Source organism: Cytobacillus sp. FSL M8-0252 (assembly GCF_038007345.1).
GTDB classification, from domain to species: domain Bacteria; phylum Bacillota; class Bacilli; order Bacillales; family Cytobacillaceae; genus Cytobacillus; species Cytobacillus kochii.
In genome coordinates this window covers 2,114,467-2,130,386 of the sequence record NZ_JBBOWZ010000001.1, presented here as the reverse complement: position 1 = coordinate 2,130,386, position 15,920 = coordinate 2,114,467, and the positions used below count along the sequence as shown (strand labels likewise).

At 37.2% G+C, this 15,920-nt stretch carries 14 protein-coding genes; all 14 read right to left on the bottom strand.

Translation table 11 applies throughout. The annotated features are described in order from the left end of the window. Positions 1-140: 140 nt before the first annotated feature. Positions 141-938 carry a TIGR00282 family metallophosphoesterase gene (locus MKX83_RS10930; protein ID WP_095369459.1) on the bottom strand — a complete coding sequence of 266 codons (798 nt, stop codon included), beginning with the start codon at positions 936-938 and terminating at the stop codon, positions 141-143. Positions 939-1,061: 123 nt separating this feature from the next. After that, entirely contained in the window at positions 1,062-2,621 is a 1,560-nt protein-coding gene (gene rny, locus MKX83_RS10925) for a ribonuclease Y (protein ID WP_095369460.1), read from the bottom strand. Between the two features lie 464 nt (positions 2,622-3,085). Continuing rightward, on the bottom strand, positions 3,086-4,126 hold the full coding sequence (recA, locus tag MKX83_RS10920; protein WP_095369461.1) for a recombinase RecA: 1,041 nt from the start codon (positions 4,124-4,126) through the stop codon (positions 3,086-3,088). Positions 4,127-4,496: 370 nt separating this feature from the next. After that, positions 4,497-5,729, bottom strand: a complete 1,233-nt coding sequence (locus MKX83_RS10915; RefSeq protein ID WP_307314351.1) for a competence/damage-inducible protein A — start codon at positions 5,727-5,729, stop codon at positions 4,497-4,499. Between the two features lie 16 nt (positions 5,730-5,745). Beyond that, the gene (pgsA, locus tag MKX83_RS10910; RefSeq protein WP_095369463.1) at positions 5,746-6,324 is read right to left on the bottom strand and encodes a CDP-diacylglycerol--glycerol-3-phosphate 3-phosphatidyltransferase; all 579 of its coding nucleotides are present in this window, start codon (positions 6,322-6,324) and stop codon (positions 5,746-5,748) included. A gap of 159 nt (positions 6,325-6,483) precedes the next feature. Next, positions 6,484-7,374, bottom strand: coding sequence for a helix-turn-helix domain-containing protein (locus tag MKX83_RS10905; protein WP_341055307.1), 891 nt, complete (start codon positions 7,372-7,374; stop codon positions 6,484-6,486). 12 nt (positions 7,375-7,386) lie between these two features. After that, positions 7,387-8,184, bottom strand: a complete 798-nt coding sequence (locus tag MKX83_RS10900; protein WP_095369465.1) for a DUF3388 domain-containing protein — start codon at positions 8,182-8,184, stop codon at positions 7,387-7,389. Positions 8,185-8,387: 203 nt separating this feature from the next. Next, complete coding sequence (locus MKX83_RS10895) at positions 8,388-8,633, bottom strand: DUF3243 domain-containing protein (protein WP_095369466.1); 246 nt, start codon at positions 8,631-8,633, stop codon at positions 8,388-8,390. Between the two features lie 112 nt (positions 8,634-8,745). After that, entirely contained in the window at positions 8,746-9,468 is a 723-nt protein-coding gene (gene ymfI, locus MKX83_RS10890; RefSeq protein ID WP_328199151.1) for an elongation factor P 5-aminopentanone reductase, read from the bottom strand. Between the two features lie 64 nt (positions 9,469-9,532). Continuing rightward, positions 9,533-10,819 carry an EF-P 5-aminopentanol modification-associated protein YfmH gene (gene yfmH / locus MKX83_RS10885; RefSeq protein WP_341055305.1) on the bottom strand — a complete coding sequence of 429 codons (1,287 nt, stop codon included), beginning with the start codon at positions 10,817-10,819 and terminating at the stop codon, positions 9,533-9,535. Then, entirely contained in the window at positions 10,819-12,099 is a 1,281-nt protein-coding gene (yfmF, locus tag MKX83_RS10880) for an EF-P 5-aminopentanol modification-associated protein YfmF (RefSeq protein ID WP_341055303.1), read from the bottom strand. The genes yfmH and yfmF overlap by 1 nt, the downstream gene beginning before the upstream one ends. 210 nt (positions 12,100-12,309) lie before the next feature. Then, on the bottom strand, positions 12,310-13,269 hold the full coding sequence (locus tag MKX83_RS10875) for an ABC transporter permease (protein WP_322909244.1): 960 nt from the start codon (positions 13,267-13,269) through the stop codon (positions 12,310-12,312). Continuing rightward, positions 13,270-14,316: an ABC transporter permease gene (locus MKX83_RS10870; RefSeq protein WP_095369470.1), complete on the bottom strand. Its 1,047-nt coding sequence runs from the start codon at positions 14,314-14,316 to the stop codon at positions 13,270-13,272. Continuing rightward, the gene (locus MKX83_RS10865) at positions 14,309-15,841 is read right to left on the bottom strand and encodes an ABC transporter ATP-binding protein (RefSeq protein WP_095369471.1); all 1,533 of its coding nucleotides are present in this window, start codon (positions 15,839-15,841) and stop codon (positions 14,309-14,311) included. The genes MKX83_RS10870 and MKX83_RS10865 overlap by 8 nt, the downstream gene beginning before the upstream one ends. Between the last annotated feature and the right edge of the window lie 79 nt (positions 15,842-15,920).

Here is a 15,920-nt window from a genome sequence, read left to right as displayed (position 1 = left end):
CCTCATTTTTCCCCCTCCTGAATGCTCTTTTTTTAAAGAGTTCATCAGGTTTCAATAAATGTTTCCACTGCTACTATATTCATAATGAAAAAGACATATTCCAGCTTGACCAGAAAAATTAAAAAATGAGGAGGTTTTTTTTAGCTATAAAATGGGTGATCATCATTAATTAAAACGCTTTCTATCTTCTTCGCTTTTCCTGTTTTCATATCAATGTCAATGGTTACGGCACTCAATATTCCTCTTCCACTTTTCGGTACTTCAAAACGAACCGGCATATTCGTAATAAACCGCTTTAATACAGCTTCTCTTTCCATACCAAGAATACCATCGTATGGTCCAGTCATACCTACATCACTCATGAATGCTGTCCCATTTGGCAGAATGCGTTGATCTGCTGTTTGCACATGTGTATGAGTCCCAATTACTGCTGACACTTTACCATCTAAATACCAGCCCATTGCTTGTTTCTCACTTGTTGTTTCACCATGAAAATCGACGAAAATAACCGGAGTTCTTTGCTTTGCCTCTTCAATAAGTTGCTCTGCCTTCTCAAAAGGGCAATCACTTGGTTGCATAAATGTTCGACCTTGTAGATTGATAACAGCTATTTCTTCACTATTATATTTTAAATAAACTAAACCCTTCCCTGGATTATTATCAGGGAAATTAGCTGGCCTAACTAAATACTTTGCTTCCTCAATGAAATCAAATATTTCCTTATTATCCCATGTGTGATTACCTAATGTCACCGCTTGTGCTCCAGCCGATAAAAATTCCCTGTATATTTTTTCGGTAATGCCTCTACCACCAGCAGCGTTCTCCCCATTAATAATGGTTATTTGCGGTCGATACTTTTCCTTTAACTTCGGTAAATACTCTTCTACCATTTCACGGCCTAATGATCCAACAACGTCCCCTACAAATAAAATTCTCATAAAATTCCCCTTCTAAAAATACTTGTATTCATACATACGCCAATCAAGCTCTATGCTAGATTGTTAGCTCTTTAAGATTTTTTATCCTTCAAAAAAGGAAGCGATGCCTAAAAGGCATCGCTCTTATTTCGCATATTCTACGGCTCTTGTTTCCCTAATAACCGTTACTTTTATATGACCTGGATAATCGAGTTCTTCTTCGATTTTCTTCCTTATATCTCTTGCAAGACGGTGTGCTTCCAAATCATCAATTTGCTCCGGTTTAACCATAATGCGAATTTCACGACCCGCTTGAATAGCAAATGATTTTTCAACACCATCATATGACTCTGAGATTTCTTCGAGCTTTTCTAAACGTCGAATATAATTCTCAAGCGTTTCTCTTCTTGCCCCCGGTCTTGCAGCAGAAAGTGCATCAGCTGCAGCTACTAAAACAGCGATAATGGATGTTGGTTCCGTGTCACCATGATGGGAAGCGATACTATTAATGACAACTGGGTGTTCTTTATATTTCGTCGCTAGTTCAACCCCAATTTCCACATGGCTTCCTTCTACTTCATGGTCAATCGCTTTCCCAACATCATGTAATAATCCTGCTCGGCGAGCTAATGTCTCATCTTGACCTAATTCCGCAGCAAGCATACCGGACAACTGTGCTACTTCCATCGAGTGTTTCAATACATTTTGACCGTAGCTTGTACGGAATTTTAGGCGACCTAATATTTTGATCAAGTCAGGATGTAAACCATGGACACCAACTTCGAATGTCGTTTGCTCTCCAATTTCTCGAATATGCTCATCCACTTCTCGTCTGGCCTTGTCCACCATTTCCTCGATTCGAGCTGGATGAATTCTTCCATCCTGTACAAGTTTATCAAGTGCAAGACGAGCAGTTTCTCGTCGGATAGGATCAAATCCTGAAAGAATAACGGCTTCTGGTGTATCATCGATAATCAAATCAATACCTGTCAACGTTTCAAGTGTACGGATATTACGCCCTTCACGACCGATAATACGACCTTTCATTTCGTCGTTTGGCAAGTTAACAACTGACACCGTTGTTTCAGCTACATGGTCCGCAGCACATCTTTGAATCGCTAATGATAAGATTTCTTTCGCACGCTTATCCGCTTCTTCCTTCGCCCTTGATTCACTCTCTTTTACCATGATGGCAATATCATGTGCAACCTCTTGTTCAGTACGATCTAAAATGATGGATTTAGCTTCCTCACGAGTTAACCCGGAGATTCTTTCCAGTTCAGTTTGCTGAGACTGTACCATTTTGTCCACTTTGCTTTCCATCTCTTCAATATGCTGTTGTCTTTTGCCAAGAGAGTCGTCTCTTTTTTCCAAAACCGCTTCACGCTTATCTAGCGTTTCATCTTTTCGGTCTAGATTCTCTTCTTTTTGCAATAAACGATTTTCTTGTTTTTGCAGTTCATTCCTACGTTCACGAATTTCACGTTCCGCCTCTGTGCGAAGCTTATGATTCTCATCCTTCGCTTCAAGTAATGCCTCTTTCTTTAGAGCTTCTGCTTCACGTTTTGCATCTTCTAAGATTTGATCAGCAGCTCCTCGGGCACCAGCGATTTTTGCTTCCGTAACGGATTTTCGAAAGAAATAGCCAACAAAAGCAGCAACGATTAGGCCAAGCAAAATGGAGATGATATAACCTAGTTCCATCATTTCACCTCCTCTTGCTATAAACTTTTTTGTTACGTTTTTAAAGTGTTGGCATGTATACCGTTTTAACAATATACTGCACTTAAGCTTTTCAACGCTTTCATTCTTCTTATTGTTTGCAAATAATACAGTTATTTGGAAGCATTCTCCATTGTTTGCAACAGAGATATCTTCTGAAAAGGTTATTTCTACCTTCCCTTAACAAATATGCAAATTAACATATAAAAAATGTAAATTATACAGTTTTAATTGTAAAGCCGCAGAATTTCATTGTCAAGTACTTGAAGGTAGAGTATAAGTCCACAATGCCTGTTATTATGTATAATCACGAGCTCAAGAAGATGACGATTTTCACCGCATGATTTTTCTATACAAAAAGAGATATTCAACTATATTTATAAGTTGTGAATATCTCTTTTCGAAGTAACAAGAGTTACAGTAGTCTGTACTCTGCTTTCTCTCAATTAATCGATTAGTTCGAATTCCTCTTGTTCATCATCGCTGTTAGAAGATTTATCTACGTCTAAACCATAGTACTCCCGGATTTTCTCTTGAATTTGCAAACGAATTTCCGTATTCTCTTTAAGGAATTGCTTTGCATTTTCTCTTCCTTGACCTAAACGTTCATCATTATAGGAGTACCAAGAACCACTTTTTTGTACAATATCAATCTCTGATCCGAGATCAATAATTTCCCCTTCTTTTGATACACCTTCACCATACATGATATCAACTTCCGCTACTCTAAAAGGCGGAGCTACTTTATTTTTTACAATTTTAATTTTTGTTTTATTACCGACAATCTCATTGCCTTGCTTCAAAGCTTCTGCTCTACGCACTTCTAAACGTACCGTTGAGTAGAATTTTAATGCACGACCACCTGGTGTTGTTTCAGGGTTACCGAACATAACGCCTACTTTTTCACGAATTTGGTTAATGAAGATCGCAATCGTTTTGGATTTATTAATCGCACCAGATAGTTTCCTTAGTGCCTGCGACATTAATCTTGCTTGAAGACCAACGTGAGAATCTCCCATTTCCCCTTCAATTTCTGCCTTTGGTACTAAAGCAGCTACAGAGTCAATAACTAAAATATCAACGGCACCACTTCTAACTAAAGCTTCAGCTATTTCAAGGGCTTGTTCCCCTGTATCTGGTTGTGATAAAAGAAGCTCATCAATATTTACCCCAAGGTTTTGAGCATATACAGGGTCAAGTGCATGCTCTGCATCGATAAATGCTGCTTGTCCACCTGCTGCTTGTACTTCAGCAATGGCGTGCAGAGCAACAGTTGTTTTACCCGAACTTTCAGGCCCGTAAATTTCGATGATACGTCCTCTCGGATATCCACCTACTCCTAAAGCGGTATCTAAAGCTAATGAACCACTTGGAATAGTGGATATTTTACGCTCTGCTTGTTCTCCTAACTTCATAATCGAGCCTTTACCAAACTGCTTTTCTATTTGTTTCAACGCCATATCTAAGGCTGCTTGACGATCGCTCATGCTATTTCCTCCTTTAAATTTCGATTATCTATGATAAATTTATCATTAGGTCTTTCGATTTCATATTTATACTATAGCTTTTTTTTATGACTTTGTCGAGGAAAAAATCGAACATCCATTCGTTTTTTTTATCGGTTGGTTTTTTTGGAAAAATGATCGTTTTGCCAGATAGAAATCCATTAATCAAACCTCTTTCTCAGTATAAACTTCAAATTTCTTTTAATCTCCGACTATTCCTTTAGCTATATTTGCACCCTAGCCGATCATAACAAGCATCTATTGCTTCTTTAGAAGTGAGAAATCCGAACAACGTTAATCATTGTCCGGATTTCTTCAACTACTTACTTCCTTCAGTATCTAAAACGCCTCACTACGCCAAGGATTTCAATAGAAAATAGGCGCCATAAAGAGATGACCTCTTTCTGATTGATGTGCGGGAACCACCAAGGTTGAGCTTCTCAGCTCTTGCTTCACCATCGTGATAAATCCCTATATAAACGGTACCGACTGGATTGCCTTCTAATTCATCAGGTCCGGCAACACCCGTAAAGCTTACACCAATGTCACTTTCCATTAACTTGGCGACATTTTCCGCAAGTTCCTTTGCACATGTAGCACTGACAACACCTTCATTTTTAATTGTCTCTAGCTTTACATTGAGTACTTTAGCTTTTACTTCATTTGTATAACAAACGACGCCACCATTTATTAGCCCACCAGCTCCAGGAATCGATGTAAATGTTTCTTGAAACATGCCCCCAGTTAAACTTTCCGCAGCAGACAGGGTTAATTTCTTTTCCTGCATTCTTTTTGAGAGCTCTTTAAAGAGCGACGTATCATCATAACCGTAAAAATAGTCTCCTACTACTGCCATAATTTCTTTCTCTTTTTCTTCCAAAAGTGTTAAAGCAGTATCAAGATTATGATGTTTGGCTGTCAACCTCAATGTAACTTCATGATCTCCCGCTAACGGCGCAATCGTCGGGTTTGTTTGGTTATCAAGTATATCTTCTATTTCCGCCTCTAGCATTGCTTCACCAATGCCAAAGAATCTAAGGACACGCGACGAGATAACTGCTTCTTCTACTGATTGTGATTTTATTGCAGAAAATCCGTATTTCAAAAACATCGGTTCCATTTCTTTTGGTGGCCCAGGTAAAAGCATATATTGCTTATTTTCCGTCTGATAAAACATACCAGGTGCCATACCGTAATCATTAGGAAGTACTTTCGCACCAGAAAGAACTAAGGCTTGCTTACGATTATTTTCAGTCATCGGTCGATTCGTCCGTTTAAAATATTCTTCAATAGACGCCAGTGCTGTATCATCCATTACGAGATTTGTTTGCAAATGCTTAGCAATGGTTTCTTTTGTTAAATCGTCTTTTGTCGGACCAAGCCCACCAGTGAAGATAATGAGTTCAGCTCTATTTTCAGCAATTTTTATAGCAGACTCTAACCGCCCCGCATTGTCTCCGACGACCGTATGATAAAAAACATTCACACCAAGGTCAGCTAACTGCTGTGATAAAAATTTGGCGTTCGTATTGTTAATTTGTCCTAATAACAACTCAGAGCCAACGGCAATAATTTCAGCATTCATGATGACCACTCTCCTATTATTTTGAATTGGTAAAGGCATGTTTGTTTTTAATAAAATAATCAACGCCAGACCAAACAGTAAACACCATGCTCACCCATAGAGCAAATGTCGCAAAGTCAAATGGAATCAATGCGAAGATTGTATTATGCAGCAATAACGCAGATACAGCTATAATTTGCGTCCAAGTTTTAATCTTACCTAACATATTCGCTGCAACTACCTCACCACCACCTGCTAAAATCAGGCGAAGACCAGTTATTGCAAACTCCCTACTAATAATAATAATCACAATCCAAGCGGGAGCCATCCCTAATTCTACAAGGATGATTAATGCACTGGAAACTAATAACTTATCTGCTAAAGGGTCTAAAAATTTCCCTAAATTGGTTACTAATTGATATTTTCTCGCTACATATCCATCAATCCAATCTGTAACGGAAGCGAATATAAAAATAAGCGCGCCAACAAAATGAGCAATTGGGAGCGTCACACCGATAAAATTCATGTCTCCCCATGAGAAAGGGTTGTACATAATAATAATGAAAATCGGTATTAACAAAATCCTTGAAATCGTTATCTTATTTGGTAAATTCATAAGTTCCCTCCGGTAATTATGTAATTCTTCCCTTGGTGGGATGATCATATTTTATCAAAAAAAAGTCATAAAGCCTAAATTTGCGATACAATGTTAGGATTTATTTATATTTCCCACCTCAGGGGGCTAAACACGAAAATAGTCATCAATGGTTGATGACTATTCGCCAAGCGATGTAAAACGGATTGTAATGTTTTGGTTTACATACTCTGATGGTGAGACTTCATATTCGAGTCTCTCATCATTGATTTTAATTTCAGTAGCAGTTGTATTTCCAATGATTACTTGTACTTCTTTTTGATCTGTTAAATCTAACTCTTTTTCAACGCCTTCTTCCATTGTTTCTTCATAGAAGGTTTCATTATCAGCACTAGCCACTCTTACCCAGCTTTTACCTTCTGCTAATAAAGATAGTGTAAACGTATCCGTATTTTTCAATTCATATACAGTGTTTTTACCCGAGGATTCTTGTACACTTAACTCTTGAACTGGTTTCTCCTCTTCTTCTGCATTTTCATCTGCTGCATCGTCTTTTTCTTCCTCAGGAGCAGCATCTTCATTTTGTTTCTCATCTTTAGGCATATTATTTTCAACAATTGCACCTGGATTATTATTGTCTTCATTTGATTGCTTATCACTATTAGACACGTTATTTTCAACAAAATAATAAATGACAGCAATAACACCAATGATAAAGACAATAATTAAAACTTTTGGTAAAAGATCTAAAAACTTCGAAGTTGAAGGAGAGATATTCTTACTTGTTTGCACACGTGAAAGTTTCTCTGGAATATCTTCATTGGATGTTGCTGGAATTTCACTTTTATACTCATCTAACAGCTCTTCATGATTTAAGCCCACTGCCTCTGCATATTGCTTAATGAAAGCACGCACATAAAATTCACCCGGCATTATACGGTAATTACCTTCTTCTATGCCGATTAAATATCTTTTCTGTATTTTTGTAACTGTCTGTAACTCATCAAGAGACATCCCTTTTTGTAAACGTGCTTCTTTCAAACGACTACCTAATTCTGTCAAAACTAACACCTTCCAACATTACTAAAAATCAAAACCTCCGAAGCCTGTATCGGAGAACATATTATGATTGTTACGTTCGACTACATCATAGACGATATCTTCATCATGGTCGTGACGAAGCTCGATAATATAATCAAAATCATCCAAAGTATATTCTGAATTTTGCACAAAAACATCAGGATGTTCAATTACTTTAATAGCTGGGAGTCTCATTATCTCTCTCACAAGCTGCCAATGACGTTCATTTGCTCTTTTTGTCGAAACAATCCCATCAATGATAAATAAATTATCATCGCTATACTCATCTTCAATTAATTGATTGCGAATCGTTTGTTTAAGCAACGTTGACGAAACAAACAGCCATCGTTTATTCGCACAAACACTTGATGCCACAATAGATTCTGTTTTCCCAACCCTAGGCATGCCACGAATACCAATTAATTTATGGCCTTCCTTCTTAAATAATTCTGCCATAAAATCTACTAAAAGACCGAGCTCATCTCTGACAAATCGAAAAGTCTTCTTATCATCTGCGTCTCTCTGTATGTATCTCCCATGTCTCACAGCCAGCCGATCGCGAAGCTTTGGCTCTCTTAGTTTAATGAGCTTAATCGTATCCATCGTCTTTAATATTGATTCCAATCGAACGATTTGGTCATCATCTTTAGCAAGGATCAACATTCCACGCCTACCTTGATCAACTCCATTAATCGTAATAATGTTGATGGAAAGCATCCCTAACAATGATGAAATATCTCCGAGTAATCCAGGTCTGTTTTTTTGGATTTCATATTCGAAATACCATTCTTTTTTCTCCACCTAAAACACTCCTTATTCGCCTACAGTTCCAGATATTCTTATTACACAATATTAATTTATTTTTAATTAAATCTAGGTTCTATAATATATGATTTTCCACTAATATGAAAGGAAAATCCTTTTCGTTCGTAAAAATATATGTAAAATAAGAAAAAAGCAATTAAAGGCATATACACCTTCATTGCTTTTCCCATACCCGCTAATTATTTTTGTACTAATTTCACAACTAAATTAGCAATCGCATGTTGTTCTTCCTCACTTGCGACAGACCAAAGATCAGCAAGAATTTTCTCTTGGTCGTTTTTCGGCTCTACTGAACCAGCAAGATAATCTCCAATTTGATAAGCAATTTCACTTACCGTAGATTGATTCATCCCTTGATCTTGACCTTGTTCTAAACGCTCACCTAAAAAATCTTTCCATTGTTGCCAATTATCTAGTACAGACATTTGTATTTCCTCCTCGTTATAGACATTTGCCTCAACAGGTAGATGGTGCAAATGCAAAATATTAGAACGTACAATATTATCATGCAACGAGGAGAAATAAATTATTCATTCTTTATGTATACCAGCCACCATTGACACTTATGGTTTGACCAGTTATATAAGAAGAGGCGTCAGATAGTAAAAATGCACAAGCATGAGCTACTTCACTTGGATGACCGAACCGACCGATAGGAATATCATTCTTAATATCTTCCATTTCCATTTCGTTAAAAGAGGACATCATCTTTGACTCAATGGCACCTGGAGCAATTGCATTTACCCGTATGCCACTATAGGCTACTTCTTTACTCAATGCCTTCACAAAGCTAATCTGTGCCCCTTTAACAGCTGAATAGACAGTTTCACAGGCAGAGCCTGTTTGTCCCCATATCGAAGAAATAAACTGTATATTTCCTCTTTGTTTTGTTACAAGTTTTGGCATTAATGCTCTCGTTAATAAAATCGGGTTTAAGACGTGTACGTTCATTAAATGTTGGACATCAGCATCTGTCATATCAGTTAATAGACCATAATAAGCATGACCGCTGCAATGAATGATCGCATCAAGTGAAAAAATGTTTTTAACAATTTTTTGATATCCTTCAGTTGAGGTTAAATCAGCAGAAATAGCAATATATTCACCGCCATAAGTATTCAAAGCAGCCATTAACTGATCAATACGAGACTGATTTTTGTTGTAATGCAAATAAAGGGAATAACCTTCTTTCGCTAATAACTGCGCAATTGCTTCGCCAATATCTCCACTAGCTCCCGTTATTAATACAAATTTCTTCATTTTTTTCCTCCAAAAAACAAATACATAAATCAAGCTAGCCCACCTAAAACGGGGCTAGCATTGTTTATTTTGGTAAAACTTGGCACACAGACATTCTTTCTTCCGAAATTAATTCTTTTGCCGCTTCATTAATATCATCCAACGTTAACTTTTCAAGAAAAGGAACAATTTGAAAGAGGTCCATATCATTGAATGAGTAACGAGTAAATTGATTGGCTATATATTCAGGAGAGTTAAGCGCCCTTAAAAACCCACCAATCTTCTTCTTGATTGAGCGTTGAAGTGCCGCTTCATCCCATTTTGCACCATTCGTAGACTGCAATAAAATCTCTTTCACTTTTTCAGCAAGTTTATTTGGGTCACTTGTATCTCCGCCAATCATAGCAAAGCCAAACCCAGATTCTTGGGAGTAATCGTAAGAGAAAGTATCATCGATTAAACCTTCTCGATAGAGATCATTGTAATGTTGCCCACTTTTTCCAAATAACAAGTCTAACATAACATTTAGGCTTAGTTCTTTTTTAAGCATCTCCGCTCCTTGCTGGCTGGCGTCGTTTGTTTTAATGCCCACCATACATTTCGGTGTTTGCACATTCATTCTTAATGTACTTATCGTTTCAGCAACCGTTTGCGGCTCTTGATCAAAGATTCTATCAATTGCAGGCTGCTCGCTATAACTTTTATTAGCCTGATTTTCCCTTACTTGAGCAATTATAGCTTCTGGGTCAACTGGACCCACTACAAAAAGCAACATATTACTTGGGTGATAAAAAGTATGATAACATTCATACAGCATATCCTTTGTAATGTGAGAAATACTTTCAATCGTTCCCGCGATATCGATTTTCACAGGGTGATGATGATATAGGTTTGCTATTAGACCATAATATAGACGCCAGTCAGGATTATCATCATACATTGTAATCTCTTGTCCGATAATGCCTTTCTCTTTTTCTACCGTTTCCTTAGTAAAATAAGGGTCTTGGACAAAGTCAATCAATGTAGTTAAATTCTCTTGAACGTTTGAAGTACTTGAAAAAAGATAGGCCGTGCGAGTAAATGAAGTAAATGCATTGGCAGATGCACCTTGGCGACTAAATTGTTGAAACACATCTCCATCTTCTTTTTCAAACATTTTATGCTCTAAGAAATGGGCGATACCGTCTGGTACTTTAACTGGTTCATTTTTATCAAGCGGAACAAAGTGATTATCAATCGATCCGTATTTTGTCGTAAATGTTGCAAAAGTCTTATTAAAACCATTTTTCGGTAGGACATAGACATCTAACCCATTGGCCATTTTTTCATAATAGAGTTTTTCTTGAAGCTGATCAAATGCGATTTGTTCCATTATTTTTGCACCTCTTTTCCATGAAGAAAGTAAATTGTATCAAGCTGAACTTTCTTAGCTACAGTTATAATGTCTTCCTTTGTAACTGCTTCCATTCCATTCATCCATTCAGTTAAGTCCATTTTTTGTTGAGAAACGATATTATGATAGAGCACTTCTACGACACCTCTTGCCGTATCCATCGTTTCCAACATTTGGTTCTTAATAACCGCTTTTGTCTGCGTAATCTCTTCTTCTGTAAAGGCACCCTTCTGCATTTCCTCTAATTGTTCTTCAATAATAGAAGTTGCTTGCCCATAGCTGTTGTTGTCAATTCCAGACATCACCATCAATAGACCTTTGTGACTTTCCAAACGACTGGCGACATAATAGGCTAGAGAAGCTTTTTCTCTTACATTAATAAATAATTTTGAGTGGGAGAATCCGCCAAAAATTCCGTTAAATATTTGTAACGCACTATATTCAGGATCACCATAAGTGATACCAGTACGATAACCAATATTTAATTTCGCTTGTTTCACATCCTGCTCTTCCTTAATCGTTTCTGGCTCAATCAAATCGTTTGCTCTCGCCATTGAGGTTTCTTTAATAGATCGAGTTTTTAAAGGTAATAATTCACGAACATATTGTTCAACTTCATTCGTATCAATATCACCAATCATATATAAATCAAGCTCATCTTCAGCTAGAGCCTTTTCGTAATAATGATAAAGAGACGATTCTGTAATTAATGGTAAATCATCTAATTCACCGTGTACATGGAGCGCATAGGCTTCATCTTTACACATTTCTTGTACAAGACGTAAATTAGCATATCTCATTTTATCATCATTAACTGCTTGTATCCGCTGCTTTAATGTTCTTTTCTCACTTTCAACCACCTCTCGGTCAAAAGCTCCATTATTGGATAATGGATGGAGTAAAAGCTCTGAAAGTAATTCAAAAGCTTTTCTAAGTAATGGGGTCTGATCAGATAGAAATTTTTCATTTGCCATTTCAATAGTCATGGAAATAATGTGGTACTCCCCTTTTTTTGAGAGGTCCACATATAAGGAAGCGCCATAAAGCTCATCTAAGTATGCCCTCAACTTAGCCGTGGTAGGATATGCAGCGCTACTACTTTCTAACACATGCGGTAATAAAGCCCTTAGTGTGACAGTATCTTTACTTAAAGGCGCTTTCATTTTCCAAACAATCGTATTTGTTTTATATTTATCTGTTTTAATTTGATGGAGCTTAACACCATCAATTTCTTTAACTGTTTCTGTTGTAATATTCATTAATAAACCTCCTTATTCCTTTTTACCTTAAAACATACTATTTGAATCGCACTTCTTCCTATTTTGTCATCTTTTTAGTATATGTATGAAAAGAAAACAATATTTTCTATTATATACGTTAATAACCATCCTATGCTAATCTTGCAGACATCTATAGGAGAAAATAAGTAAAATAAAAGTCTCAGGGCCAATCTCCCGAGACTTTACTTATTATCTATTTCCTTTAATATACGGTATCCCAGAAGCTTTTGGCGCATCTGCTCTACCTATAAATCCAGTGAGTGCTATAATCGTTAATACATATGGTGCAACAAGTAGATAGACATTTGGGATATTCTCTAATAGCGGTAAGCTAGAACCAATAATACTCAAACTTTGGGCAAAGCCAAAGAATATCGCTGCACCCATTGCTCCTAAGGGATGCCATTTCCCAAATATCATTGCAGCTAATGCCATAAATCCTTGGCCACTAATTGTCGCATGACCAAAATCAGAAGAGATCGCTTGGGCATATACACCACCACCTATACCACCTAGCGCTCCCGAAAGTAATACGCCATAATAGCGCATTTTTGTCACATTAATCCCCATAGTATCTGCGGCCATCGGATGTTCGCCAACAGACCGTAATCTGAGACCGAATTTTGTCTTATAAATGACATACCAAGCAACCACAGCGAAAATGATTGCTACAAACGAAGTGTAATACGTATTAGAAAAGAATATCGGGCCAATAAACGGGATATCACTTAAAAGCGGGATATCTATTTTACTGAAGCTCTCTTGAATGATATCTGTTTGCCCTTTATCATAAATAAATTTTACTAGAAATAAGGTAACTCCTACTGCTAACAGATTGATTGCGACACCAGAAACAGTTTGATCCGCTCTAAAAGTGATGGATGCTACCGCATGAATAGCTGAAAAAATGACTCCAGCAAGCATGGCTACTAATAGCGAAACCCACGGGGTCGATGCCCCTAATACATCGGCAAACGATAAATTGAAGACAATTGCTGTAAAAGCACCTATTACCATTAATCCTTCTAATCCAATATTAATTACACCTGAACGTTCTGAGAAAGTTCCACCTAACGCGGTGAAAATAAGGGGTGCTGCCCAAAGTAAAGTAGTTGGCACAATAATCATTAATATTTCCATGATACCCACTTACTTCACCCCCTTCTTATTAATCTTTCTTATGAGTAATCGAATCATATAACTTGAAGCCACAAAGAAAACAATTAAAGCAATAATAATATCAACCAACTCGTTCGGAACGCCTGCTTCTAGTGGCATATTAAGGGCACCAACCTTCAAGCTCCCGAAAAGAATCGCCGCCAAAACAATGCCTATCGGTGAATTAGCACCTAATAAAGCTACAGCGATACCATCAAAGCCGACTCCAGTAAATCCACTTTTCACAGCGGCATATCCGAAAGTCCCAAGCCCCTCCATTGCACCAGCTAAACCAGCAAAAACTCCAGATATCACCATGGAAAGAATAATATTCTTTTTAACATTCATGCCTGCATAATTTGAAGCATGTTGATTTAAGCCAACAGCCTTCAACTCAAATCCTCTCGTTGTTTTCTCCAAAATAAACCACATAATAATAACAGCAATAATGGCAATAACAATTCCCCAGTGCATACGAGAGTAATCTGTTAAAGATTCTAATAAAGGTGAACGAAGACTTGCTGTTTCAGCAATTGGGTCCGAACTATCACTACCTTCTGACAATTTTGTTCGAATAATATAGTTCGTAATATGAAGTGCAGTATAATTCAACATAATTGTGACAATAACTTCATGAACACGATATTGTGCTTTTAAGAAACCAGGTATAAATGCCCAAATCGCCCCCGCTAAAGCAGCAGCTAGCACAGCTAAAGGTAAATGAATGATCTTCGGTAGTTCAAAAGCTACACCTACCCAAACAGCAGCTAACCAACCAACAATTAATTGCCCTTCAACTCCGATATTAAAAAGGCCTGTTTTAAAAGCAAATGCAACTGCAAGGCCAGCTAATATATAGGGGATGATTTGTCTAACGGTTTCACCGAAAAAATAAACATCACCAAATGCACCATTCCACAGAGCTATAAACCCTGCAATAGCATCATAACCTGTTACAATCATTAATATAGTCCCGACAATGATACCAAGAAGCACGGCAATGATTGGTATTAATATGTTTTGCATACGGTTAGACATTTCCATCACCTACCTTTTTCTTCGTTGAACCAGCCATTAATAAGCCCAACTCTTGCTCTGTCGTTTCCTTGGGATCAACCATTGCAATGATTTCCCCTTCAAAAATAACAGCAATACGGTCACTCACATTCATGATTTCGTCCATTTCAAAAGAAACTAACAGCACGGCTTTACCTTGATCTCTTTGGTCAATTAACTTGCGATGGATGAATTCAATTGCACCCACGTCAAGCCCCCTAGTCGGTTGTGAGGCAATTAATAAATCTGGATTACGATCTACTTCTCTGCCGATAATCGCTTTTTGCTGATTACCTCCAGAAAGAGCGCGAGCTGGTGTATATTCACTTGGTGTTCGTACATCATATTCTTCTATTAATCTATTTGCTTGGTCATAAATCGCTTTCTTATTCATCAAACCTGTTTTCGAATAAGGCTGTTGGTAATAGGTTTGTAGCACCATATTTTCACCAATTGTAAAATCTAATACTAAGCCATGTTTATGGCGATCTTGCGGGATATGTCCAATACCTGATTCAGTTACTTTTCTTGTATTTAATTTAGTAATTTCTTTATTGTTTAACAGAATTGACCCTTTTTCTACTTTTCTTAATCCTGCAATGGCTTCTACCAATTCTGTTTGTCCATTACCATCTACACCTGCAATACCGACAATTTCCCCTTTTCTGACTGTTAAGTTTAAATTGTCTACAACTGCGATATTGCGAGAATCTTTTACTGTAAGCGATTGTATTTCTAATGACGCTTCTTTCGGCATAGCTTCTGTTTTTTCAGTTTTAAACGTCACTTCCCTACCAACCATTAAACTAGCTAATTCATCGGGATTTGTTTCAGATACATTTAGCGTTCCGATTCCCTCACCTTTGCGAATAACCGTTACTCGGTCACATACTTCCATAATTTCTTTTAGTTTATGAGTAATCAGAATGATAGATTTACCCTCTTTAATCAGCTTACCCATTATTTGAATAAGCTCTGCAATCTCCTGTGGTGTTAGCACTGCAGTAGGTTCATCGAATATTAGGATATCTGCTCCTCGATAAAGTGTTTTTAGAATCTCAACACGCTGTTGCATTCCTACAGAAATATCTGCAATTTTTGCTTTTGGATCTACCGATAAACCATATTTTTGTGAAATGTCGCTAACTACTTTTTCCGCTTCTTTTAAATCAATTTTACCTTTTGATGTGATCTCTTTCCCTAAAATAATATTTTCTGTTACTGTAAATTTATCAACTAACATGAAATGTTGATGAACCATCCCAATACCCAACTCATTCGCGACATTTGGATTGGTGATTTTTTCAATGTTTCCCCTGACTTTAATCTCCCCTTTTTCAGGTTGATAAAGACCGAATAAAACATTCATTAACGTTGATTTTCCTGCACCATTTTCTCCGAGGAGCGCATGAATTTCTCCTGGTTTAACTTGAAGTGTGATATTATTATTCGCTACAATACCCGGAAACTCTTTACGAATATTGAGCATTTCAATAACATATTCCACCCTCTCCACTCCTTACCCTTATGTAGTTAGAGGTCAGACCTCGCTTTTTATTTATGATTGATTGAACATCCATGAATGA

Bases quoted from the DNA above. Each gene is read 5' to 3' on its own strand.
- MKX83_RS10930 (WP_095369459.1), bottom strand. From the start codon at position 938: ATGAGAATTTTATTTGTAGGGGACGTTGTTGGATCATTAGGCCGTGAA.
- rny (WP_095369460.1), bottom strand. From the start codon at position 2,621: ATGGAACTAGGTTATATCATCTCCATTTTGCTTGGCCTAATCGTTGCT.
- recA (WP_095369461.1), bottom strand. From the start codon at position 4,126: ATGAGCGATCGTCAAGCAGCCTTAGATATGGCGTTGAAACAAATAGAA.
- MKX83_RS10915 (WP_307314351.1), bottom strand. From the start codon at position 5,729: ATGAATGCTGAAATTATTGCCGTTGGCTCTGAGTTGTTATTAGGACAA.
- pgsA (WP_095369463.1), bottom strand. From the start codon at position 6,324: ATGAATTTACCAAATAAGATAACGATTTCAAGGATTTTGTTAATACCG.
- MKX83_RS10895 (WP_095369466.1), bottom strand. From the start codon at position 8,633: ATGTCTGTACTAGATAATTGGCAACAATGGAAAGATTTTTTAGGTGAG.
- ymfI (WP_328199151.1), bottom strand. From the start codon at position 9,468: ATGAAGAAATTTGTATTAATAACGGGAGCTAGTGGAGATATTGGCGAA.
- yfmH (WP_341055305.1), bottom strand. From the start codon at position 10,819: ATGGAACAAATCGCATTTGATCAGCTTCAAGAAAAACTCTATTATGAA.
- yfmF (WP_341055303.1), bottom strand. From the start codon at position 12,099: ATGAATATTACAACAGAAACAGTTAAAGAAATTGATGGTGTTAAGCTC.
- MKX83_RS10870 (WP_095369470.1), bottom strand. From the start codon at position 14,316: ATGTCTAACCGTATGCAAAACATATTAATACCAATCATTGCCGTGCTT.